22 protein-coding genes and 1 tRNA gene are annotated in these 20,902 nt (G+C 62.1%); 14 read left to right on the top strand and 9 right to left on the bottom strand.

All coding sequences use genetic code 11. From position 1 onward, the window contains the following. Nucleotides 1-194 precede the first annotated feature (194 nt). Nucleotides 195-1,253: a quinolinate synthase NadA gene (gene nadA / locus ACIQUF_RS08320; protein ID WP_403130473.1), complete on the top strand. Its 1,059-nt coding sequence runs from the start codon at nt 195-197 to the stop codon at nt 1,251-1,253. A 40-nt stretch (nt 1,254-1,293) separates the two neighbouring features. On the opposite strand, the gene ACIQUF_RS08315 is transcribed toward nadA, so the two are convergent. Next, nucleotides 1,294-2,730: a M48 family metalloprotease gene (locus tag ACIQUF_RS08315; protein WP_403130470.1), complete on the bottom strand. Its 1,437-nt coding sequence runs from the start codon at nt 2,728-2,730 to the stop codon at nt 1,294-1,296. 121 nt (nt 2,731-2,851) lie between these two features. On the opposite strand from ACIQUF_RS08315, the gene ACIQUF_RS08310 reads away from it, so the two are divergent. Together ACIQUF_RS08310 and ACIQUF_RS08305 are read left to right on the top strand one after the other, a co-directional pair. Continuing rightward, nucleotides 2,852-3,091 (top strand): sulfurtransferase TusA family protein, encoded by a 240-nt coding sequence (locus tag ACIQUF_RS08310; protein ID WP_016488641.1) that lies wholly within the window; start codon nt 2,852-2,854, stop codon nt 3,089-3,091. Nucleotides 3,092-3,112: 21 nt separating this feature from the next. Beyond that, nucleotides 3,113-4,183 (top strand): AI-2E family transporter, encoded by a 1,071-nt coding sequence (locus ACIQUF_RS08305; RefSeq protein ID WP_403130466.1) that lies wholly within the window; start codon nt 3,113-3,115, stop codon nt 4,181-4,183. Between the two features lie 34 nt (nt 4,184-4,217). Here ACIQUF_RS08305 and ACIQUF_RS08300 read toward each other — a convergent pair whose 3' ends face one another. Next, nucleotides 4,218-4,691: a peroxiredoxin gene (locus ACIQUF_RS08300; RefSeq protein ID WP_403130465.1), complete on the bottom strand. Its 474-nt coding sequence runs from the start codon at nt 4,689-4,691 to the stop codon at nt 4,218-4,220. Between the two features lie 11 nt (nt 4,692-4,702). Then, nucleotides 4,703-5,263: a glycine cleavage system protein R gene (locus tag ACIQUF_RS08295; protein ID WP_400795831.1), complete on the bottom strand. Its 561-nt coding sequence runs from the start codon at nt 5,261-5,263 to the stop codon at nt 4,703-4,705. Between the two features lie 260 nt (nt 5,264-5,523). Between ACIQUF_RS08295 and dapA the strand changes: the two genes are divergently transcribed. The 5 genes from dapA (at nt 5,524) to ACIQUF_RS08270 (ending at nt 9,229) form a co-directional block, all read left to right on the top strand. Beyond that, complete coding sequence (gene dapA, locus ACIQUF_RS08290) at nt 5,524-6,411, top strand: 4-hydroxy-tetrahydrodipicolinate synthase (RefSeq protein ID WP_403130463.1); 888 nt, start codon at nt 5,524-5,526, stop codon at nt 6,409-6,411. A 17-nt stretch (nt 6,412-6,428) separates the two neighbouring features. After that, on the top strand, nt 6,429-7,547 hold the full coding sequence (bamC, locus tag ACIQUF_RS08285; protein ID WP_400795825.1) for an outer membrane protein assembly factor BamC: 1,119 nt from the start codon (nt 6,429-6,431) through the stop codon (nt 7,545-7,547). Further along, entirely contained in the window at nt 7,548-8,306 is a 759-nt protein-coding gene (locus ACIQUF_RS08280) for an MBL fold metallo-hydrolase (protein ID WP_400795822.1), read from the top strand. It begins immediately after the preceding gene. 30 nt (nt 8,307-8,336) lie between these two features. Further along, nucleotides 8,337-9,047 carry a phosphoribosylaminoimidazolesuccinocarboxamide synthase gene (gene purC, locus ACIQUF_RS08275; protein ID WP_008097517.1) on the top strand — a complete coding sequence of 237 codons (711 nt, stop codon included), beginning with the start codon at nt 8,337-8,339 and terminating at the stop codon, nt 9,045-9,047. A 92-nt stretch (nt 9,048-9,139) separates the two neighbouring features. Further along, a tRNA-Ser gene (locus ACIQUF_RS08270) sits at nt 9,140-9,229 on the top strand. A 53-nt stretch (nt 9,230-9,282) separates the two neighbouring features. Here ACIQUF_RS08270 and ACIQUF_RS08265 read toward each other — a convergent pair. The 3 genes from ACIQUF_RS08265 to ACIQUF_RS08255 form a co-directional block, all read right to left on the bottom strand. Continuing rightward, on the bottom strand, nt 9,283-9,489 hold the full coding sequence (locus ACIQUF_RS08265) for a hypothetical protein (protein WP_403130460.1): 207 nt from the start codon (nt 9,487-9,489) through the stop codon (nt 9,283-9,285). A gap of 36 nt (nt 9,490-9,525) precedes the next feature. Beyond that, nucleotides 9,526-9,819: a DUF3077 domain-containing protein gene (locus ACIQUF_RS08260; protein ID WP_403130457.1), complete on the bottom strand. Its 294-nt coding sequence runs from the start codon at nt 9,817-9,819 to the stop codon at nt 9,526-9,528. Between the two features lie 147 nt (nt 9,820-9,966). Continuing rightward, nucleotides 9,967-10,230 (bottom strand): hypothetical protein, encoded by a 264-nt coding sequence (locus tag ACIQUF_RS08255; RefSeq protein ID WP_403130455.1) that lies wholly within the window; start codon nt 10,228-10,230, stop codon nt 9,967-9,969. 644 nt (nt 10,231-10,874) lie between these two features. On the opposite strand from ACIQUF_RS08255, the gene ACIQUF_RS08250 reads away from it, so the two are divergent. From ACIQUF_RS08250 to ACIQUF_RS08240, 3 genes are read left to right on the top strand one after another with little or no spacing between them, the layout of a single operon-like run. Next, nucleotides 10,875-11,729 carry an SH3 domain-containing protein gene (locus ACIQUF_RS08250; RefSeq protein WP_403130453.1) on the top strand — a complete coding sequence of 285 codons (855 nt, stop codon included), beginning with the start codon at nt 10,875-10,877 and terminating at the stop codon, nt 11,727-11,729. An 8-nt stretch (nt 11,730-11,737) separates the two neighbouring features. Then, complete coding sequence (locus ACIQUF_RS08245; RefSeq protein WP_403130451.1) at nt 11,738-13,597, top strand: hypothetical protein; 1,860 nt, start codon at nt 11,738-11,740, stop codon at nt 13,595-13,597. Nucleotides 13,598-13,607: 10 nt separating this feature from the next. Further along, complete coding sequence (locus ACIQUF_RS08240) at nt 13,608-14,822, top strand: hypothetical protein (RefSeq protein WP_403130449.1); 1,215 nt, start codon at nt 13,608-13,610, stop codon at nt 14,820-14,822. A gap of 126 nt (nt 14,823-14,948) precedes the next feature. On the opposite strand, the gene ACIQUF_RS08235 is transcribed toward ACIQUF_RS08240, so the two are convergent. Together ACIQUF_RS08235 and ACIQUF_RS08230 are read right to left on the bottom strand one after the other, a co-directional pair. Further along, nucleotides 14,949-15,818 carry a LysR family transcriptional regulator gene (locus ACIQUF_RS08235; protein WP_403130447.1) on the bottom strand — a complete coding sequence of 290 codons (870 nt, stop codon included), beginning with the start codon at nt 15,816-15,818 and terminating at the stop codon, nt 14,949-14,951. Nucleotides 15,819-15,878: 60 nt separating this feature from the next. Then, nucleotides 15,879-16,931 (bottom strand): proline racemase family protein, encoded by a 1,053-nt coding sequence (locus tag ACIQUF_RS08230; protein ID WP_403130444.1) that lies wholly within the window; start codon nt 16,929-16,931, stop codon nt 15,879-15,881. Between the two features lie 217 nt (nt 16,932-17,148). On the opposite strand from ACIQUF_RS08230, the gene ACIQUF_RS08225 reads away from it, so the two are divergent. Both ACIQUF_RS08225 and mqo read left to right on the top strand, forming a co-directional pair. Then, a complete protein-coding gene (locus tag ACIQUF_RS08225) occupies nt 17,149-17,340 on the top strand; it encodes a DUF4223 family protein (RefSeq protein WP_008097338.1) in 192 nt (63 codons plus the stop codon). Nucleotides 17,341-17,668: 328 nt separating this feature from the next. Beyond that, complete coding sequence (gene mqo / locus ACIQUF_RS08220) at nt 17,669-19,306, top strand: malate dehydrogenase (quinone) (RefSeq protein ID WP_403130441.1); 1,638 nt, start codon at nt 17,669-17,671, stop codon at nt 19,304-19,306. A 116-nt stretch (nt 19,307-19,422) separates the two neighbouring features. On the opposite strand, the gene ACIQUF_RS08215 is transcribed toward mqo, so the two are convergent. Continuing rightward, nucleotides 19,423-19,758: an ArsR/SmtB family transcription factor gene (locus ACIQUF_RS08215; RefSeq protein WP_403130439.1), complete on the bottom strand. Its 336-nt coding sequence runs from the start codon at nt 19,756-19,758 to the stop codon at nt 19,423-19,425. A gap of 50 nt (nt 19,759-19,808) precedes the next feature. Here ACIQUF_RS08215 and xenA point away from each other — a divergent pair, with 50 nt between their 5' ends. Next, a complete protein-coding gene (xenA, locus tag ACIQUF_RS08210) occupies nt 19,809-20,900 on the top strand; it encodes a xenobiotic reductase XenA (RefSeq protein ID WP_403130436.1) in 1,092 nt (363 codons plus the stop codon). Nucleotides 20,901-20,902 lie beyond the last annotated feature (2 nt).

The following is a 20,902-nucleotide window of genomic DNA, read 5'->3' as shown; positions in this document are numbered from 1 at the left end:
AAGAGGCCAGCACAGGCTCAACAAAAACCGCTTTTGAATTGTCACGATTGTCTGTAGCCTTCGGCGTCCGATAACAATCCGCGCCCGCAGAGGGCCGTGGCGGCATGCCTGCCGTCCGGCACCCTTAGCCGATCTGTCAGGGCCGGGTGATACACTCGATTTGACGCGCACGCGCGCCTGCAGGTCCAGCGATCATGACCCAGATTTCCGAACGCCTGTTGGTTCAGGCCCACCTCGACGCCAAGCAGCCCAACCCGCTGACAGCCGAGCAGGAGGCCGAGTACCGTGCGGCCATCGCTGCCGAGCTCAAGGCACAGAACGCCGTATTGGTTGCCCACTACTACTGTGACCCGGTGATCCAGGCACTGGCCGAAGAAACTGGCGGCTGCGTGTCCGACTCGCTGGAAATGGCCCGTTTCGGCAAGAACCACCCCGCTGAAACGGTAATCGTTGCCGGCGTGCGCTTCATGGGCGAAACCGCCAAGATTCTCACCCCTGAAAAGCGCGTGCTGATGCCGACCCTGGAAGCCACCTGCTCGCTCGACCTGGGTTGCCCGGTCGAAGAGTTCTCGGCCTTCTGCGACCAGCACCCCGAGCGCACAGTGGTGGTCTATGCCAACACCTCGGCGGCGGTCAAAGCCCGCGCCGACTGGGTAGTGACGTCCAGCTGCGCGCTGGAGATCGTCGAAAGCCTGATGGACAACGGCGAGACCATCATCTGGGGGCCTGACCAGCATCTGGGCCGTTACATCCAGAAGCAGACCGGCGCCGACATGCTGCTGTGGGACGGTGCCTGCATCGTTCACGAAGAGTTCAAGTCGCGCCAGTTGGCCGACATGAAGGCGCTGTACCCGGATGCGGCAATTCTGGTGCACCCCGAATCGCCTGAGTCGGTGATCGATCTGGCCGACGCGGTGGGTTCCACCAGTCAGTTGATCAAAGCCGCGCAGACCCTGCCGAACAAGACTTTCATCGTCGCCACTGACCGCGGCATCTTCTACAAGATGCAGCAGTTGTGCCCGGACAAGGAATTCGTCGAAGCGCCGACGGCCGGTAATGGCGCGGCTTGCCGCAGTTGTGCGCACTGCCCGTGGATGGCGATGAATACTCTGGAGCGGGTGTTGGATTGTCTGCGTAATGGGACTAATGAAATCTTTGTGGACCCGGCGCTGGTGCCCAAGGCGATCAAACCGTTGAACCGCATGTTGGACTTTACTCAGGCGGCTCGGCTCAAGTTGTCCGGTAACGCCTGATTTCGCCGGGGCCGCTTTGCGGCCCTTTCGCAGGCATACCCTAGCGCCCCATCATTTCCTGCACCATGCGCCGTTGCTCCATGATCTCACGCTGGCGCTGGTCGATCTGCGACGCCAGCGGGAAGTTGCTCCCCGCTCGGCGCTTGGCGTAATCCAGCTGCTGGATCGCCTGGTCAAAATCCCCCACCAGGGTGAAGTACTCGGCACGCGCTCGGTGCAGGCCGATGGTGTTGCCCGACAAACCGCGCACCTCGGCCATGTCGTACCACACGTCCGGGTCATCCGGCCGGCTTTTGAGCAGGTCGTTGAGCACCTTCTCGGCCTCGGCCGGCTTGTTCTGCTTGACCAGCAAATCGGCGCGCACCTGTTTCAGCGGATAGTTGCCCGGATACAACCCCTGCATGCGCTCAGCCCGCTGCTGCGCATCGGCCAGGCGGTTGTTGGTGATGTCCAGGTCGATCTGCGCCAGGTTATAGGTGATGTCGTTGGGCGCCTTGGCCAGCAGCGGCTTGAGGTTCTCACGCGCTTCGTTCAGTTGGCCGCCTTTGATCTGTGCCAGGGCCAGGCCATAACGCGCGGCATCCAACTTGGGGTCTTCGTCGAGCTGCGCGCGAAAACGCTTGGCTGCCAAGCCCGGAGTACCTTCGTAGGTGAGGGCCACGCGGGCGCGAATAAGCTGGTAGCGCTGGCTATCCTCGACCCCGCCCTTGGGTGCCTGTTCGGCGCGGTTGCGGGTGTCGGCGATACGCGATTCGGTCACCGGGTGAGTCAGCAGGAATTCCGGAGGCTTGGCGTCAAAACGGTACTGGCGCGCCAGGCGCTCGAACATGGTCGGCATGTTGCGAGGGTCGTAACCGGCCTTTTCCAGGTTCTGGATGCCGACGCGGTCGGCTTCCTGCTCGTTCTGCCGCGAGAAGCGCCGTTGCTCCTGGATTGCCGCCGCCTGGGTGCCGGCAATCATGCCGATGCCGGCATCACCGGCACCGCCCGCCGCCAGCACGATACCGGCCAGCAGCGCGGCCATCATCGGCAGTTGCATGCGTTGCTGGGCTTCGACGCCACGGGCGAAGTGGCGCTGGGACAAGTGCGCCAGTTCGTGGGCCAGTACCGAGGCATACTCGCCTTCGGTCTGGGCATTGAGGAACAGCCCGCCGTTGACCCCGACGATGCCGCCGGGGGCGGCGAAGGCGTTGAGTTCGCGGCTGTCGATCAGGATGAATTCCAGGCGCCGGTCCTGCAGCTGGCTGGTTTCGGCCAGGCGATACACAGTGGTCTCGACGTAGTCTTTGAGCTGTGGGTCGTTCAGCTGGTTGACCTGGCCGCGCAGCAGGCTCAGCCAGGCGCGCCCCAGGTCGTGTTCCTGTTTCGGCGAGACGATCGCGGAGCTGGCGTCGCCCAAGGACGGCAGGTCGTCAGCATGGCCGGGGAGGGCCATCAGGCAGGCCAGCGTCAGCAGGGTAGGGCGCAGTAGATTCATGCACGAAGCTCGCGTCGGATCAAAGCCCCTACTGTAGCCCGCTCGCACGTTGGCGACCAGTGGCGGTATCCTAGCGGACCTGTTACCAGACACGTCTGCCCCACGGGCTGGAGAATCTTCGATGAGTGACACCCTGACCTGCGACGCCGAACTCGACGCCAGCGGGCTGAACTGCCCGTTGCCGCTGCTCAAGGCGAAAATGGAGCTCAACCGCCTGGCCAGTGGCGCGGTGCTCAAGGTGATCGCCACCGACGCAGGCTCCCAGCGCGACTTCCGCACTTTTGCCAAGCTGGCCGGTCATACGCTGCTGCAGGAAACGGCCGATGCCGGCACCTATACCTACTGGCTGCGCAAGGCCTGAGCTCCAACCTAAGGATCGTCAATGTTCAAAGTGCTTCGCGACTGGATGCATCGCTACTTCTCCGATGAGGAAGCAGTGGTGCTGGCGGTCCTGCTGTTTCTGGCCTTTACCGCGGTCCTTACCCTCGGCGGCATGCTTGCACCCGTGCTGGCGGGCATGGTGCTGGCCTTTTTGATGCAGGGGCTGGTCAATGCCCTGGAGCGCCTGCGGGTGCCGACGCGGCTGGCGGTGATGCTGGTATTCGCGCTGTTCATGGGCGCGCTGGCGGTGTTCCTGCTGGTGTTGGTGCCGTTGCTCTGGCATCAGCTGATTACCCTGTTCAACGAACTGCCGGGCATGCTTGGCAAGTGGCAGTCGCTGCTGTTGCTGTTGCCGGAGCGCTACCCACACCTGGTCTCGGACGAGCAGGTGCTGCACGCCATCGAGTCGGTGCGCGGCGAGATCGGCAAGTTCGGCCAATGGGCGCTTACGTTCTCTCTGTCGAGCCTGCCGCTATTGGTCAACGCCATGATCTACCTGGTGCTGGTGCCGATCCTGGTGTTCTTCTTCCTGAAGGATCGCGAGCTGATCGGCCGCTGGGTCAGCGGCTACCTGCCGCGCCAGCGCACCCTGCTGAACCGAGTGGGCAGCGAGATGAACCGACAGATCGCCAACTACATTCGTGGCAAGGGCATCGAAATTCTGATCTGTGGGATCGCCACCTATATTGCCTTCATCACCCTGGGGCTCAACTACGCGGCATTGCTGGCGCTGCTGGTGGGCTTGTCGGTGGTGGTGCCGTATGTGGGGGCGGTTGTGGTGACTGTGCCGGTGACGCTGATTGCGCTGTTCCAGTGGGGCTGGGGTGACCAGTTCATCTACCTGATGACGGTGTACGCGATCATTCAGGCGCTGGACGGCAACGTGCTTGTGCCGCTGCTGTTCTCCGAGGCGGTCAGCCTGCATCCGGTGGCGATCATTTGCGCGGTGTTGCTGTTCGGCGGGTTGTGGGGCTTCTGGGGGATCTTCTTCGCGATCCCGCTGGCGACGCTGATCAAGGCGGTGCTGGATGCCTGGCCGCGGCAGGAGCTGAGCGTTTCACCGATGCTCTGATGTGAATGGGGCTGCAAAGCAGCCCCATTCAATCTCAAGCCTTGTTCAGGTCCTGGGCCGCCGCCAACACGGCATCCACATGCCCGGGCACCTTCACTCCGCGCCATTCCTGGCGCAGTACACCGTCCTTGTCGATCAGGAACGTGCTGCGGTCCACGCCCATGTATTCCTTGCCATACAGCTTCTTCAGCTTGATCACGTCGAACAGCTGGCACAGCGCTTCGTCCTTGTCGCTGATCAGCTCGAATGGGAAGCCCTGCTTGGCCTTGAAGTTCTCGTGCGACTTGATGCCGTCACGCGATACCCCGAACACTACGGTGTTGGCCGCTTCGAAGGCCGCATGCTGGTCGCGGAAACCCTGGCCCTCGGTGGTGCAGCCTGGAGTGCTGTCTTTGGGGTAGAAGTACACCACTACTTGGCGGCCCTTGAGCTCGGCCAGGCTGACCGTCTGGCCGCTGGTGGCCTGGGCCTGGAAGTCGGCGACGGGTTGCTGGAGTGCTACGGCCATGGGGGCTTTCCTTATACGGGGTTCTGTGGGCGCCAAGGTTCGATCAGCGCGTCCAGGTTGAGGGCGTCGGCAAAATCGAGGAACTGGTCGCGCAGCCAGCTGATCTGGGTGCCGGCCGGCAGGATCACGGTGAACTGGGCGTTGAGCATGCTGCTGCCGGTCTGCGGCGCCAGGTAGGTGTCGCAGGTCATCGCTTCCAGCTCGACGCGGTGGTCGAGGAAGAACTGGCACAGCTCGTTGATGATGTCCGGGCGATAGGCGGCGCTGACGTAGGCCACATAAGGCAGGGCCTGCGGGCGCACCTCCTGGTCGGCGCTGCGCACCACGTCGAGGGTCAGGCCGTGCTTCTTGCCCAGGCCCGGCAGGGTGGCTTCGAAGCGTGCCAGGGCATCCCAGCTGCCGCCAACCTGCAAGACAAGGGCGCTGGTCTCGCCATGGCGGCTCAGGCGCGAGGTGACGACCGCACAGCGGTTTTCGAAGGCAGCGCGGCTGAGGACGTTGGCCAGCTCCATCGGGTTGGGGCCCAAGGCACTGATGACAAGGAATTGTTCGCGGACGGTGGGGGTGGACATGCAGCATTCCTAAAGCGATGAGCGGTCGGTACAGGACGGGCGAAAGCCTCCTGTCGGCAGGGCCCGGGGCTCGCATGCGAGGACGTGGACGCTGGCCGGGGAGCAAGGTCGACGGCCCGGCGGGCCGCGCTGCACCGATCAAAGGGTCAAGGGTAGCGAAATAAGGCGCCGAGGGGAATGCTCCGCCCGCCTGCTTCGCTTGTGCAAGGCCGATGCCCCCAGTACCATTACCGCTCTCTTTTTCCGGCAGGAGCAGTTACATGATTGCGGGCAGTATGGTGGCATTGGTCACACCCATGGATGCACAAGGGCGTCTTGATTGGGGCAGCCTCGACAAACTTGTAGACTTCCACCTGGAAAATGGCACCCACGCGATCGTCGCTGTCGGCACCACCGGTGAGTCCGCCACCCTGGATGTCGAAGAACACATCCTGGTCATCAAGCACGTGGTCGAGCGCGTCAAGCACAGCGGGAAGCCGATCCCAGTGATCGCCGGCACCGGCGCCAACTCCACCGCCGAAGCCGTGCACCTGACCCAGAACGCCAAGAATGCCGGCGCCGACGCCTGCCTGCTGGTAGTGCCGTACTACAACAAGCCGACCCAGGAAGGCCTGTACCAGCACTTCAAGCACATCGCCGAAGCCGTCGACATCCCGCAGATCCTCTACAACGTACCCGGCCGCACCTCCTGCGACATGCAGGCCGAGACCGTGATCCGCCTGTCGACTGTGCCGAACATCATCGGCATCAAGGAAGCCACCGGCGACCTGGTGCGCGCCAAGGCCATCCTCGATGGCGTCAGCAAAGACTTCATCGTCCTGTCCGGCGATGACCCGACTGCGGTCGAGCTGATCCTGATGGGTGGCAAAGGCAACATCTCCGTCACTGCCAACGTCGCCCCGCGCGAAATGGCCGACCTGTGCGAGGCCGCCCTTGAGGGCAATGCCGAGAAGGCCCGCGCAATCAACGAAAAACTCATGCCGCTGCACAAAGACCTGTTCTGCGAAGCCAACCCGATTCCGGTGAAGTGGGCGCTGGTGGAAATGGGCCTGATGCACAAAGGTATTCGCCTGCCGCTGACCTGGCTGAGCGAAGGCTGTCACGAAAAAGTCCGTACTGCCTTGCGCCAGTCCGGCGTACTGGTTTAATCGAGGAAGTACACCGCATGAAGCGACTGGCTGGTCTTTCCGCGCTCGCCCTGATCATTTCCAGCACCAGTGGGTGTGGCTGGCTGTGGGGCGAGGATGGCTATTTCCGCGACCGCGGCAGCGATTACCTGCAGGCGCACCCAACCGCGCCGATGCAGCTGCCGCCGGACGCCAGCAACGTCAAGCGTCTTGACCCGCTGCTGCCGATCCCGCGCAACGTCGCCGACGACAGCGCCACGGGCGAATTCGAAGTGCCGCGTCCGCAACCCCTGACCGGCGGTGCCGAAGTCAGCGATTTCAGCCTGCAGCGCAGCGGTAACAGCCGTTGGGTGCTGGCCCAGCGTTCGCCTGCCGAAGTCTGGCCGGTGGCGCACCAGTTCTTCGAGGACAACGGTTTCCGTATCGCCGAAGAGCGCCCGCAAACCGGCGAATTCACCACCACCTGGCAGCGTTTCGACGAACTGTCGGCCTCGCTCGGCCAGCGCCTGGCGAGCACCGCCAGCAGCGGCGACAGCGAAGTGCGCGTGCGTGTTCGCATGGAACCCGGCGTGCAGCGCAACACCTCCGAGGTGTACGTCGTCAGCGTCGAGCGCCCGGCCGGCAGCACCGCCGACACGGCATTCCCGTCCACCTCAAGCAACACCGGCGCCGATGCGCTGCTGGTCGACGAAATGCTCGCCAGCATGAATCGCAACGCCGAGAAGGGCGGTTCGGTGTCCCTGCTGGCCGCGCGCGATTTCGATGCGCCAAGCCGCGTCAGCCTGAGTGAAGACGGCAGCGGCAACCCCGTGCTGTTCCTCGGCTCCGACCTGGATCGTGCCTGGTCCGGCGTTGGCCGTGCGCTGGAGCAGGGTGGTGAATGGCGCGTCGAAGACATCAACCGCAGCCTGGGCCTGTACTACATCAACCTGTCGGAAAAGCCTGACGACAAGCAGAACCAGCCTGGCTTCTTCAGCCGCCTGTTCGGCAGCGAGCCGACCAAGGAAGAGCGCGAAGCCCGTGCCGAGCGTTACCAGGTGCGCCTGAGCAAGGTTGGCGAGAGCGTGCAGGTGACGGTCGAGAAAAACATCAACACCGTGGCCCCGGCCGATGTCGCCCGCCGCGTGCTGAGCGCCATTCAGGACCACCTGGGTTAAGTGCGCTTCGCGGTACTCGGAAGCGGCAGCCAGGGAAATGGCACGCTGATCGCTAGCGGTGACACGTTCATCCTGGTCGATTGCGGGTTTTCCCTGCGTGAAACCGAGCGGCGCCTGGCGCTGCTCGGGGTGTCGGCAGCGCAACTGAGCGCCGTGCTGGTCACCCACGAACATGCCGACCACGTGCATGGGGTGGGCTTGCTGTCACGGCGCTACAATGTACCGGTCTACCTCAGCCAAGGGACTTTGCGCGGCCTGCGCAAGCCGGTGGAGGTGGCCGGTTTTCTCGCTTGTGGCGAGCGCCTGCAGATCGGCGCCCTGGAAGTGAGTGCGGCGCGGGTCGAGCACGATGCCTATGAGCCGCTGCAGTACGTCATCAGCGACGGCCGCCGGCGCTTCGGCATGCTCACCGACCTGGGCTCGTACGACGCACTGCTGCTGGAGCGTTACCAGGGCCTGGACGCACTGCTGATCGAAGCCAACCACTGCCGCGATTTGCTGGCACGCGGTCACTACCCGGTTTTCCTGAAGCAGCGGGTAGGTGGCATGCAAGGACATTTGAACAACCACCAGGCCGCGCGCCTGGTGCAAGAGTTGGGCTGGAACAACCTGCAACACCTGGTGCTGGCCCACCTCAGCAGCAAGAACAACCTGCCACATCTGGCCCGCCAGTGCTTCGTCGACACCCTTGGGTGCGACCCGGACTGGCTCCAGGTGGCGAATCAGGAACACGGGCTCGACTGGCGCGAAATCGCCTAGCCCAACCACTCAAGCAAGCGGAGCCCAATCATGGAAAAACGCGAAGAACTCTACCGCGGCAAAGCCAAATCGGTTTACAAGACCGACGACGCCGACCGCTTGATCCTGCTGTTCCGCAACGACACCTCGGCGTTCGACGGCAAGCGCATCGAACAGCTCGACCGCAAAGGCATGGTGAACAACAAGTTCAACGCCTTCATCATGCAGAAACTCGAAGAAGCCGGCGTGCCGACCCAGTTCGACAAGCTGCTGGGCGACAACGAGTGCCTGGTCAAAAAACTGGACATGATCCCGGTCGAGTGCGTAGTGCGTAACTATGCCGCCGGCAGCCTGGTCAAGCGCCTGGGCGTGGAAGAGGGTATCAAGCTCGAACCGTCCACCTTCGAACTGTTCCTGAAGAACGACGAGAAGGGCGACCCGTTCATCAACGAATCCCACGTTGTCGCCTTCGGCTGGGGCACCGCCGAACAGCTGGTCGAGATGAAAAAGCTGTCGCTGAAGGTCAACGAAGTGCTGAACAAGCTGTTCGATGACGCAGGCCTGCTGCTGGTCGATTTCAAGCTGGAGTTCGGCGTATTCCACGGCCAGATCGTCCTGGGCGACGAGTTCAGCCCGGACGGCTGCCGCCTGTGGGACAAGGAAACCCGCAAGAAGATGGACAAGGACCGCTTCCGTCAGGGCCTGGGCGATGTGATCGAAGCCTACGAAGAAGTTGCCAAGCGCCTGGGCGTGCCGCTGTAAGCGGCCTGTTCACGCAAGCGCCTGATACCACGCGATTTTTTTTGAAATAAAGGTTTGCGTTTTCAAAATTCGCTGGTATGATGCGCGGCATTGGAGAGATGCCGGAGTGGTCGAACGGGACGGATTCGAAATCCGTTGTACTGGCAACAGTACCTAGGGTTCAAATCCCTATCTCTCCGCCATACAAGATGAAGCCCCTGGAAGCGAAAGCTTCCGGGGGCTTTTTCGTTGTGGGTTATCCGTCCTGATGTAGGCCTTTGGCCTTCGCCAACTCTCCAAGGGCGATCTTCAGGATCTGAGTATTCTGATCCGCCATTGCTTCTGCGAGAAACACGCTAATCGTTACCGGGTGATCAAGGAATCGGTAGGCTTCAAAAGGCTTGGTGTGAGTCAAATCCAGATCGAGAATTGGCATGTCTTCTGGTTTGGCTGTTTTGCTCATCATCAACTCCTCGATAGTGCCCTGAAGGCGTTAGCCTCAATGGGCCGGCGAATCATGGCCTTTTTGTTTCATCCCTAGCTCCGCATCATCCAGCAGTGCTTTGGCCATGGCGCTCAAATAGTGTGCGGCCCAGATCAGCTTTTCATCCCGCTCCATCACACCGGTCAAGGTCATGTCTCGTACATAGCCCATGAGCTCGGATGCCTGTTCACGGGCGGCTTGGCAGGGGATGCCTGGTTCGATTCGGAATAGCGGTTGGGTCTGGCCTTCTGCTTGGTAGAAGCGGGTTTTGCCAACTGTGGTGTGGTGCTGGGTGTCGTCTGTGGTCATCGTTTTTTCTCCCTGAAATTCTTGTGGCCTGTGCCGGCCTCTTCGCGGGGCAAGCCCGCTCCCACAGGTTGGGGGGGGCGCCGCAGGACCTGTGGGAGCGGGCTTGCCCCGCGAAGAGGCCGGCATGAGCAGCCCATCACTTGAGCCTTAGTGCAACGATCTTGGTTCCGTCGGCAACTGCACTTGGCGCTGCAGCTGCCTCAGCGCTGATTCCACCAGTGCATGGGCAACTTCCATTTCATGGATGACCGCCTGCATTACGATCGAGCTGGGGGAGGTGGGTTTCAATTGCACCGATTGGCGGGCGACAGACAAGGCACAGGTGACGTATTCCGAGGTCTGGACCAGGGTGTCCTGCAATATGTAAGAGGAATCAAAGGAGCTGGGTGGATCGGGGACAATCTTGCGCATACACATCTCCAGGATCAGTGGTGCTGCCGCAAGCTTGCTGTCAAACAAGAGGGTGGCAGCTGTACATGGGTTGACAGACCGAGGATCCCGGAGCAACTCGGCGCACACGAATGTGCCCCATGAACAGCCGCCATAAGCTGTAGATGCGCGCGGGAATGGTATCGGCCTGTCAAAGCCGGTCGTTGATTTGGCAACGACGGACCGAGCCTAGGCCCCAACGCGCGCACTCGCAATGGTTTGGCAGCGCCCGCAGTATGATTCGGAATTGGACTACAAGGAATGGGAAAAAACTGAGTTAAAAGATGTAGGACCTACACCTTCTTCCCGCTTTCAACTCCATTTTTTGCCTTGTATTGCCAATGTAACCATGCGTTACAATGCAGCGGCAAAACGCCACTCTCGTCCGGACCCTCTGCCGTAATGACTACGCGCACTGGACGATGACCTTCTTCTGACATGGATTGGTTGGATGTTCCCCGTCGTACTCGCTCCACGCCCTCAGCTCGCAGGGTGGAGCCGCCCCTCACAGCCTCGACCGCTGCAGCCTGCCATTGGCTGCGGTATGCGTGTGCCTGTCGATCTTTCACAACTCAACCAGGCCTCTGCCCCGGGCAGAGTGACCCAGCGGAAATGGAGTGTTCCACTTGCGTAAGAAATTCGTCGCGTCCCTCCTGGCGGTTGCCATCGCCACGACCACCGCCTGTGCCCAGCTCGGGATCAGCAAAGAGCAGGCGGGCACCGTGATCGGTGGCCTGGCCGGTGTGGCCATCGGCTCGACCATGGGCAGTGGCAACGGCAAGATCGCCGCGGCATTGATCGCCGGTGGTATCGGTGCCTATGTCGGCAACCGCATCGGCCACATGCTCGATGAGAAGGACCAGCAGGCGCTGGCCCTGCGTACCCAGGAAGTGTTGAGCCAGCCGACCGCCGGTGCCCAGCCGGTGACCTGGAAATCCGACCACTCCGGTGCCACGGCGCAGATCACCCCCGGCAAGGAATACACCCAGACCAAGAAGGTCGAGGTCAAGCGCGCGCCGAAGATCCAGGCGGTGCCGTCGATGAAGCTGATCAACGAGCCGTACGTGACCATCAGTGACAACCTCAACGTGCGTGCTGCGCCCAGCCAGAGTGGCGAGAAGGTCGGCAGCCTGAAGAGTCACACCGAGTTTACCGCAGTGGGCTCCACCGGTGACTGGATCCTGGTGGGCCGCAAGGGCGTGACGGTCGGCTACGTGCACAAGAATTACGTCGAGCCCAAGGCGCAAGCCATTGCCAAGCGCGCTGCACCTGCGGTGAACCTGGACGATCTGGACGTCGCTGCGAACAAGGAAACTCAAGGCTTCGACCTCGACTCCTTGCAGTCGCTGCCGACCGAGACCGTCGCCGCCGAGGCCGCGTGCCGCCCGGTCACCGTCAGCCTGAAGTCGCAAAGCGGCCAGACCGAGCAGGAGCAGAACACCTTCTGCAAACAAGCCAATGGCACCTGGGAACTGATCTGAGGACCTCCATGAAAAAACATGCGCTCGCGCTTGCAGTCATCGGCGCTTGCGGTCTGGTACCGCATGCGTTCGGTCACGAGCTGGCCTATTCGAAAAAAGACAACATCAAGGTAGAGGTTCCCGGTGACGCCAGTAACTGGTGCAAGCCGGATGTCGAACTGACCATCACTCGCCCAGCCTGGGATAACCAGCAGTTGCTCTCGGGCCTGCTGACCAAGCTGCCGTTTGTCTTCGCCAAAGATTGCGCCACCGCCAAGGTGACGTGGAAGGCAGTCGATGCAACCGGAAACCTCTACGCCAGTGGCTCGGGCACGGCCTCGAACCTGGGCCTGATAACGCTGGCGGCGGGACCTGCGGCTCCAGCCCCAGCTCCAGCCCCAGCCCCAGCGGCGCCGGCTCAAGCAGAGGCGCCTGCACCCGTAGCGGCGCCAGCGCCGGAACCAGCCCCTGCGCCGGTAGCCGCAGCTGAGCCGGCGAAGGTCGAGCCTGCTCCAGCGCCTGTGGCAGAAGTCGCAGCCGCCCCGGCTCCAGCCGCTGAAGCGCCAGTGCCGGTAGCACCCGCACCTGCTCCGGTAATCCCGGCACCCACCGCAGCCATTGCCGCAGCCGCTACCGGCGACTACGGCCGCTCCTTGGTCCTGCAGAACCCGCAGTTGATGCAAGTGACCGACGGCGCAGGCTGCAAGTGGGTGCTCAGCACCTCGATCATCAGCGACGGCGACACCCTGTCGTTCGGCACCACGCCGGCCATGCCGTGCCCCGCGTCCGGTTTTGGCCAGGGCAGCTTCGAGAAAATCAGCTGGAAGGCCGTCGGCACCTACCGTGGCGATAACTGGAACCGTGTCTACGTCCACCCGAGCGCGCTGGTATTCACCAAAAACCTGGAGGCAGCGGTGAAGGACAAGGCGGTTGCCTACCTCACCCCGCAAGCCGACCAGGCGGCGTTTCTGGTCGGCGAAATCCCCAACCGGAAGATGAAGGTGTACCTGGTGTTCAGCCGCTCCAGCTATGGCGTGTTGAAGCCATTCGGCAGCGACCCGTCCTATGTGGCGGTCACGCCTGACGAGTCGTTCGCGCTGGACGCGGCCACCTACAAGGAAGCCGCGCTGGAGATCTTCGACCTGATCAAGACCACCTCGCCAAGCACCACCGATGTGAACACCCTGTTCATCGTCAAAGACCTGTCGGCGATTTCCAACAACATCTGGGGCAATGACGCGCAGAAGATTGTCCGCAACCGCATCGGTATCAACCGCCAAGGCCTGTTCTTCGATGTGCGCGATGGGGCGAACTGGGCGGTTCAGCGTGAGCAGCAGCGTGTGCGTGAGATGCGTCAGCGCCAACAGGAGCTGGCCCGCACCCACAGCCGCGTGTTGGAGCGTTACGAGGAGCTGCAAGCGGGCATGAGCGAGTTCAAGGGCCGCGAAACCGAAGCTTTGGCGCAGATGGCCGGCATCAAGGTGCGCTTCGCCTCGCCGCTGGCGCTGCAAGACCCATCGTCCTCGGCTGCTGTGTCGCCGATGATGGTGCATGTCACCGGCAAGCAGGGCGACTTCTACACCCTCGACTTCCCGAGCAAGGGCCGCCTGGTCGCGGATGAGGACTACAGCGAAGGCTGGTACGTCGCCCAGGTGGCGAACGCCACGCCGTACTACCCGCTGGAAGACGGCCTGGCGATCACCACCTACCGCGCTTACAGCGCCGGTGAGCCCGAGGCCTGCAAGCAGGAGCGCTGCGCTGACCGCGTGTCGTTCGGCGCGGTGTTGGCCAAGGAATTCCCCAACGCCGACATCGACTTCAGCTGGACCCCCGAGGTCTCCCAACAGTACGTGAACGACTGGAAGAACGCTTCCGCCCAGGTCCAGTGAGGCATACCCGATGATCAAACAGATGAACAAGAAGCAGCTGCTGATTGGCGGTGCCGCCGCAGCGGTGCTGGTGCTGGGCGGCGGCTATGCGATGCTGGCAAGCTCCGGCAAGAAGGCTGCGCTGAGTTACTACGAGCAGTTTAAGGAACGTTACTTCCTTGAGGACGTGCTGTCCGAAGGCGAGGTCTCGTATTCGGCCTTTTCCGGCAACTTGACCGTGGCCGACCCCGAGATCCGCATGGCGACCGCGCAGACCAACGGGGCCATGAATTTCCTGCGCGGCATGATGGGGTCGTTCAACCTCGATCCCGGTGGTTCCGGTGAGTCGGGCCTGGCCAACTGGGCCAAGTACCAGCTCAGCGCTGTCTCTGGCCGAAACGTGGCGGGTGTCTACCTGAAAGCCGACGCGTTGAAGATTGCCCAAAGCGGCGACAGCAAGGCTGGGGAGATCCACATTCAGCTGCTCGGCCTGCAGATGGGTAACCCGTACATCTCCAACAAGGGTGCTGAAGTGGTGCTGGTCTCTGACGTGAACGACGAGATTCAGCCGCGTAGCGAGTTGTTGGCCAATGGTCGGGCCACCGCCTCGGACTTCGCCTGGGGTAGCAACCTGGCCGTGCGCCAGCCGGTGACTGGCGCGTTCCTGGTCAATAGCACCGGTGCTTACGGCACCCAGGTAGACCTGGATTTCACCCTCGAACGCTCCAGCGATGGTGAAGGCACGATGAAGTTCGTGGTGACCCACCGCAACGACGGTTCCAAGGTAGGTGAAATCGTCCGTACGGCTGAGTTCGCCTCGTTGCCTGAACTCGACGACGTCGAGGGCGCGCTGAAAAACGCGTTGAGCGGGTTCATCCTAGGGGCGTATCAGTCTTACGCCGGCCAGGCCGTGCTGACGGGTGCTGTCAGCAATTTTGCGCGGGTGGCCAAGGTCGAGCGTTATGCCGTCACCTACAAGGGTTTCAAACCGTTGAAAGAAGCCTACGGCAGCTACCAGCAGAGCGCACCCAAAGCCAAGTTCGAGGCCTTCTGTGACGAGGTGGGGCTGTCGATGTGGTCCAGCGACTTTGGCGCGAAAGGTAAGAACCACAGCGACTCGGAATGCGCGATCAGCCGCAAGCTGGTGGAAAAAGGCAGTTTCGAGGAGGACTACACGTTCAAGGAAGGCAAGAGCCTGTTCGCCGCGATCTTCGTGAGCAAGGCGTACGAGCTGGAAAGCAATTGATTCGCTGACCACGCCTACTCAGTGGGAGCGGCTTTAGCCGCGAAGCAAGCGACGCGCTGGATGGCACCGGCGTCGCCGGTGTTCGCGGCTAAAGCCGCTCCTACGGGGGCCGGGTGGCTGCTCCATTTAGCTGAAGCACGTGCCCTGCTGGTAGAAGGGGATCGACTTGAGCCCCTCTACAGCCTTCAGTGTTTCCGGCGAACGCTCGCGCAAGGTGGAAAACGCCAGGTAGGTCCGCACGCTGAGTGCCGGCGCCCCGGCCACGGCATGCAGACGCCCGTCGGCCAGCAAGTCCTTGACCATGAACTGCGAAAAATACGCCGAACCACCGTGCTTGAGGATGTACTCAAGCGCGATGGTTTCCTGGGTGATGGACAGCCGATGGCGGCGGGTGCCGGGAAAGGCGTCGTTGTGCTGCTCGCTGAACGAGCGCCCCCAGCTGATGTACACGTAACCTTCGCCATGCCCGTCGAACACCGTACCTGCCTGGGTCGACACCAGTTGCAGCGGCTCTTCGAGAAACGGTTCAAGGATCACATCGGGCCAGTGGTGCGGTTCATAGAGAATCGCCAGGTCCAGCAAGCCTTCGCGCAGTTCGTTCATCAGCAGTATTGAATAATCCGACTGCACCTGGGTGGCGACGCGCGGCTGGTGCTGCTCCATCCAGGCGACCCAGTCGGCGGTGATACTGCCCCAGTGATTCATCGGCAAACCGAGGCTGACGGTGCTGCGCATCTCGTTGGGCAAGGCGACGTCCTGCTGGGCGCGCTCCCATGCGCTGATCACCGAAACCGCATGGCGGTAGAACAGGTTGCCGCCGGAGGTCAACGTGACGCCGTGGCGGCTGCGGCTGAACAGTGGGCGGTTGAGGCGCTCTTCCAGTGCCTTGATCCGTGCGCTGACCGAGGATTGGGTGATGTGCAGGCGTTCAGCGGCCTTGTGGAAGCTGCCGCTGGCGGCCACTTCGATGAAGGCCCGCAGGTGCTCGATGTTCATGGCGTGCGACCTTCGTCAACAGGCGAGCCGGCTGGCCCGACTCGCCGATATTAACGGTACTCAGGCCCAGATGTCGCCGATGGTGAAGCCTTCCGGGAATGGATCCTCATGGTCGAGGACGAGGGTGTTCAGGCCGTAGATCCAGCTACGGCCAGTGATGGTCGGTACCACTGCCTTGTTGCCGCCGACCCTGGTTTCGTCGATCAGGCGGCCTGTGTAGACGTTGCCCAGCAGGCCCTGGTGGCGGAAGTCGCGGTGCAGCGGCAGTTCGCCCTTGGCGTGCAGGGTGGCCATTTTCGCTGAGGTGCCGGTGCCGCACGGGCAGCGGTCCAAAGCGCCGGTCCAGGTGGCCGGGTCGTCCCAGGAGAATTCACCGGAGGCCATGGTCACGGCGTTCTTCCAGTCGGCGTTGGGATCTTCGCTGGGGCCGGACAGCTGGGAAATGGTGATGCCAATGCCGGGGTAGTCGGGGTGGGCGACCGGCAGCTGTTCGATGGCGGCCTGGCGGATCATCGACGACACCCGGGCGATCTCGCCGCCATGTTCGGGTATCAACTGCAGGCCCTTGAATTGACGCACATCGGCAATCACGTAGAACATCCCGCCCCAGCCCACGTCCACGCGCACCTTGCCCAGGTGAGGTACGTCGATCTCGGCGTCGATATGCGCGGCGAAGGCCGGCACGTTCTGGAAGGTGACGGCCTTGACCTTGCCGCCCGCGCATTGCGCCTTGATGCGGATCAGACCGGCCGGGGCTTCCAGCACCAGTTCGGTGAGCGGCTCGCGCATCGGCAGCATGCCCATCTCCAGCAGCACGGTGACCACCGAAATGGTGTTGCCGCCGGACATCACCGGGTACTCGATCTGCTCCATGATGATGTAGCCGGCATCGGCCTCGGGGTGGCTGGGCGGGACGATGATATTGCAGCAGTGCGCCGGGTAGCCGCGCGGTTCGCGCAGCATCAGTTTGCGCAGCTGGTCATCGTTGGCTTCGAGCCACTTCATCTTGGCATGCACGCTGTCGCCGGGGATGTGCGGGATGCCGCCGGTGATGACGCGCATGGGGGTGCCGGCGTGGGTGTCGACGGCGTGAATGGTGCGTTTGAATGACATCGCATCGGCCCTGTCTTGTTGGAATTGAGGCGGGTGTGGGCCGGAGCATAGAGGCAGGCATGGAGGCTGTAAGGCGAAAAATTGCGATCAGGTGATCGGTTTTGCCGATGTCTATTGTGGGGCTACTTATTCGCGCGACTTGGATCCAATGCTTTGGTTGGGTATCATCCCGCCGCCATAAGAATGATGGCTGTTGATTCATTTAAAGGACTGAGTAATGAAAAAGCTGTTCAAGGCCACCGTCGCCGTTGCTGTCGTTTCGGGCGTTGCCCTGCTGTCCGGTTGCACTGGCCAAGTCTACAACCAGCAGAAAAACTGCTCGTACGACTACCTGTTCCATCCTTCGGTTTCCATCTCCAAGGTCATCGGCGGCTGCGGCCCGATCGATAAGCTGCCTCAGCCGCAGTAAGCTTGGCGATCCCCTGATCACGTCGCTTGCGATCTGATCCAAGACCCCCGGTCATGCGAATGCCCGGGGGTTTTTGTTTCCAATGCGTGACAACCTGCCGCTGGGACAACCTGCCGCCTTGCCTCGGGCCGTGCAATTTGTTTGTGCTGGCATTTCATATACAATCCCCGAAACGATTCAGCCATGTCGGTCAATTCGACAAAAGCCTGGGTCGTTTTCTGGTTCTTTAAGCCGCTGAACAATGATCACAACAAGCCTGCGCGGAAGAACACGAAGCACCTGGGCCAGCCACAGGCCCTCTCTCCGTTCTACTGACTGGAATTGATCAATGTTCAAGAAAGCTGGCAAGACCTTGCTGGGTCTGGCTGTCGCTGCAAGCTTCATGCAAGCGCACGCCGCAGAAACCAAGAAAGTCGATGTGCTGCTGGTCGGCGGCGGCATCATGAGCTCCACCCTGGCCGTGTGGCTGCACGAGCTGGAGCCAAGCTGGTCGATGGAAATGGTCGAGCGCCTGGATGGCGTCGCCGAAGAAAGCTCCAACGGCTGGAACAACGCCGGTACTGGCCACTCCGCGCTGGCCGAGCTGAACTACACCCCGGAAGACAAAGACGGCAACGTCAACATCACCAAGGCCATCGAGATCAACGAAGCCTTCCAGATCTCCCGCCAGTTCTGGTCGTGGCAGGTTCGTCAGGGCGTGCTGAAGAACCCGCACTCGTTCATCAACACCACCCCGCACATGAGCTTTGTCTGGGGCGATGACAACATCAAGTTCCTGAAGAAGCGTTACGACGCGCTGCAAGCCAGCCCGCTGTTCCGCCCGATGCAGTACTCCGAGGACCACGCGCAGATCGCCAAGTGGGTCCCGCTTATGATGGAAGGTCGCGACCCGAACCAGAAGCTGGCGGTGACCTGGGCCCCGATCGGCACCGACGTCAACTTCGGCGAGATCACCCGCCAGTTCGTTGGTCACCTGAAGACCCAGAAGAACTTCGACCTGAAGCTCTCCAGCGAAGTCCAGGACATCACCCGCAACAAGGACGGTTCCTGGCACGTCGAGTACAAGAACCTGAAGGACGGTACCGAATCGGCCACCGACGCCAAGTTCCTGTTCATCGGTGCCGGCGGCGGCGCGCTGAAGCTGCTGCAGAAGTCGGGCATTCCTGAAGCCAAGGAATACGCAGGCTTCCCGGTGGGCGGCTCGTTCCTGGTGACCGAGAACCCGACCATCGCCATGCAGCACATGGCCAAGGCCTACGGCATCGCCTCGACCGGCGCGCCACCCATGTCGGTACCGCACCTGGACACCCGCGTGCTGGACGGCAAGCGCGTGATCCTGTTCGGGCCATTCGCCACCTTCTCGACCAAGTTCCTGAAGAACGGTTCGTACCTGGACCTGCTGAGCAGCACCACGATGCACAACGTGTGGCCGATGACCAAGGTCGGTATCGAGCAGTACCCGCTGGTCGAGTACCTCGCTGGCCAGCTGATGCTGTCGGATGACGACCGTTTCGAAGCGCTGCGCACCTACTTCCCGGACGCCAAGAAAGAAGACTGGAAACTGTGGCAGGCCGGTCAGCGCGTGCAGATCATCAAGCGTGACGCAGAGAAGGGCGGCGTGCTCAAGCTGGGCACCGAAGTCGTGGCCTCGCAAGACCGCACCATCGCAGGCCTCTTGGGCGCATCGCCAGGTGCCTCGACCGCCGCGCCGATCATGCTGAACGTGCTGGAAACCGTGTTCAAAGAGAAAGTCGCCACGCCTGAATGGCAAGCCAAGATCAAAGAGATCGTGCCGAGCTACGGCACCAAGCTCAATGATTCGGCGGCAGCCACCCAGCAAGAGTGGAACTACACCGCTGAAATCCTGCAGCTGGAGAAGCCGCCGGTGATCGACCAGAGCGTGGGTACTACCACCGCTGTCAGCAAGCCGGTTGAGAGCAAGCCTGAGAACGACATGGCGCTGTAATTGGCCATTGTTGTGAAAAAGAAAACCACGGGGGTGACCTCGTGGTTTTTTTTTGCCTGTACCGGCCTAATCGCGGCTGAAGCCGCTCCTACAGGCGCGAAGAGGCCGGCAACGATTCAACGCTGGCGCAAGATGCACTCCAGCAACCCAGGAAACCGCGCGTCGAGCATTTCGCTGCGCAGCGAATTCATATGGGTGGTGCCGACATTGCGCGTATGCACCAGCCCCGCATCGCGCAGCACGCGGAAGTGATGGGACATGCTCGACTTCGGCCGGCCACCGTCCAGCTCGCCGCAGCTGGCTTCCGCCACGCCCGCCAGGTGGCGGACGATCTCCAGGCGCACGGGGTCGCTCAAGGCGTACAGCAGGCGCTCGAGAATCAGGTCTTCAGGGTTGGGGTGTTTGTAGGCTCGCATGGTCGCCATGATAACGGGGGTTTCATTAATTGCCATAGTTCGATTATGATCGAACTATCGTATTCAGATGACCCCGGAGTTTTCCCATGTCCGCATTATTCGAACCCTACGTCCTCAAGGACGTTTCGCTGCGCAACCGCATCGCCATTCCGCCGATGTGCCAGTACATGGCCGAGGACGGCATGATCAACGATTGGCACCAGGTGCATTACGCCAGCCTCGCCCGTGGTGGTGCTGGTCTGTTGGTGGTCGAGGCCACCGCCGTGGCGCCGGAAGGGCGCATCACCCCCGGCTGCGCCGGTATCTGGAGCGACGCCCACGCCCAGGCTTTCGTGCCAGTAGTGCAGGCGATCAAGGCCGCAGGCTCGGTGCCGGGTATCCAGATTGCCCACGCCGGTCGCAAGGCCAGCGCCAACCGCCCGTGGGAAGGTGACGACCATATCGCAGCCGACGACGCCCGCGGTTGGAACACTCTCGCCCCGTCCGCCATCGCCTTCGGCGCCCATTTGCCGAAAGTGCCAGGCGAGATGACCCTGGACGACATCGCCCGGGTCAAGCAGGACTTCGTCGATGCCGCCCGCCGTGCGCGGGATGCCGGTTTTGAGTGGATCGAACTGCACTTCGCCCACGGCTACCTGGGCCAGAGCTTCTTCTCCGAGCACTCCAACCAGCGCACCGATGCCTATGGTGGCAGCTTCGAGAACCGCACCCGCTTCCTGCTGGAAACCCTGGCAGCCGTTCGTGAAGTCTGGCCGGAAAACCTGCCTTTGACGGCCCGTTTCGGCGTACTGGAATACGACGGTCGCGACGAGCAGACGCTGGATGAGTCCGTCGAGCTGGCGCGCATGTTCAAGTCGGGTGGCCTGGACCTGTTGAGTGTCAGCGTCGGCTTCACCATCCCTGAAACCAACATCCCGTGGGGTCCGGCGTTCATGGGGCCGATTGCCGAGCGCGTTCGCCGCGAGGCGGGCTTGCCGGTGACGTCGGCGTGGGGCTTTGGTACGCCGCAGTTGGCCGAGGGGGCGCTGAAGGCCAACCAGCTCGACCTGGTATCGGTGGGCCGTGCCCACCTTGCCGATCCGCACTGGCCGTACTTCGCGGCCAAGGAACTGGGCGTGGAAAAAGCCGCCTGGACCTTGCCGGCACCGTATGCGCACTGGCTTGAGCGTTATCGCTGAGT

Source organism: Pseudomonas sp. NPDC090233, assembly GCF_044772285.1.
Lineage (GTDB): Bacteria > Pseudomonadota > Gammaproteobacteria > Pseudomonadales > Pseudomonadaceae > Aquipseudomonas.
The sequence above is the reverse complement of the archived record's forward strand: the minus strand, read 5'-3'. Positions and strand labels throughout refer to the sequence as shown.

Bases quoted from the DNA above. Each gene is read 5' to 3' on its own strand.
- ACIQUF_RS08240 (WP_403130449.1), top strand. From the start codon at position 13,608: ATGATCAAACAGATGAACAAGAAGCAGCTGCTGATTGGCGGTGCCGCC.
- ACIQUF_RS08225 (WP_008097338.1), top strand. From the start codon at position 17,149: ATGAAAAAGCTGTTCAAGGCCACCGTCGCCGTTGCTGTCGTTTCGGGC.
- ACIQUF_RS08310 (WP_016488641.1), top strand. From the start codon at position 2,852: ATGAGTGACACCCTGACCTGCGACGCCGAACTCGACGCCAGCGGGCTG.
- bamC (WP_400795825.1), top strand. From the start codon at position 6,429: ATGAAGCGACTGGCTGGTCTTTCCGCGCTCGCCCTGATCATTTCCAGC.
- ACIQUF_RS08300 (WP_403130465.1), bottom strand. From the start codon at position 4,691: ATGGCCGTAGCACTCCAGCAACCCGTCGCCGACTTCCAGGCCCAGGCC.
- ACIQUF_RS08215 (WP_403130439.1), bottom strand. From the start codon at position 19,758: ATGGCAATTAATGAAACCCCCGTTATCATGGCGACCATGCGAGCCTAC.
- ACIQUF_RS08230 (WP_403130444.1), bottom strand. From the start codon at position 16,931: ATGTCATTCAAACGCACCATTCACGCCGTCGACACCCACGCCGGCACC.
- mqo (WP_403130441.1), top strand. From the start codon at position 17,669: ATGTTCAAGAAAGCTGGCAAGACCTTGCTGGGTCTGGCTGTCGCTGCA.
- ACIQUF_RS08235 (WP_403130447.1), bottom strand. From the start codon at position 15,818: ATGAACATCGAGCACCTGCGGGCCTTCATCGAAGTGGCCGCCAGCGGC.
- ACIQUF_RS08265 (WP_403130460.1), bottom strand. From the start codon at position 9,489: ATGAGCAAAACAGCCAAACCAGAAGACATGCCAATTCTCGATCTGGAT.
- ACIQUF_RS08255 (WP_403130455.1), bottom strand. From the start codon at position 10,230: ATGCGCAAGATTGTCCCCGATCCACCCAGCTCCTTTGATTCCTCTTAC.
- ACIQUF_RS08315 (WP_403130470.1), bottom strand. From the start codon at position 2,730: ATGAATCTACTGCGCCCTACCCTGCTGACGCTGGCCTGCCTGATGGCC.
- ACIQUF_RS08260 (WP_403130457.1), bottom strand. From the start codon at position 9,819: ATGACCACAGACGACACCCAGCACCACACCACAGTTGGCAAAACCCGC.
- xenA (WP_403130436.1), top strand. From the start codon at position 19,809: ATGTCCGCATTATTCGAACCCTACGTCCTCAAGGACGTTTCGCTGCGC.
- purC (WP_008097517.1), top strand. From the start codon at position 8,337: ATGGAAAAACGCGAAGAACTCTACCGCGGCAAAGCCAAATCGGTTTAC.
- ACIQUF_RS08295 (WP_400795831.1), bottom strand. From the start codon at position 5,263: ATGTCCACCCCCACCGTCCGCGAACAATTCCTTGTCATCAGTGCCTTG.
- ACIQUF_RS08305 (WP_403130466.1), top strand. From the start codon at position 3,113: ATGTTCAAAGTGCTTCGCGACTGGATGCATCGCTACTTCTCCGATGAG.
- ACIQUF_RS08245 (WP_403130451.1), top strand. From the start codon at position 11,738: ATGAAAAAACATGCGCTCGCGCTTGCAGTCATCGGCGCTTGCGGTCTG.
- nadA (WP_403130473.1), top strand. From the start codon at position 195: ATGACCCAGATTTCCGAACGCCTGTTGGTTCAGGCCCACCTCGACGCC.
- dapA (WP_403130463.1), top strand. From the start codon at position 5,524: ATGATTGCGGGCAGTATGGTGGCATTGGTCACACCCATGGATGCACAA.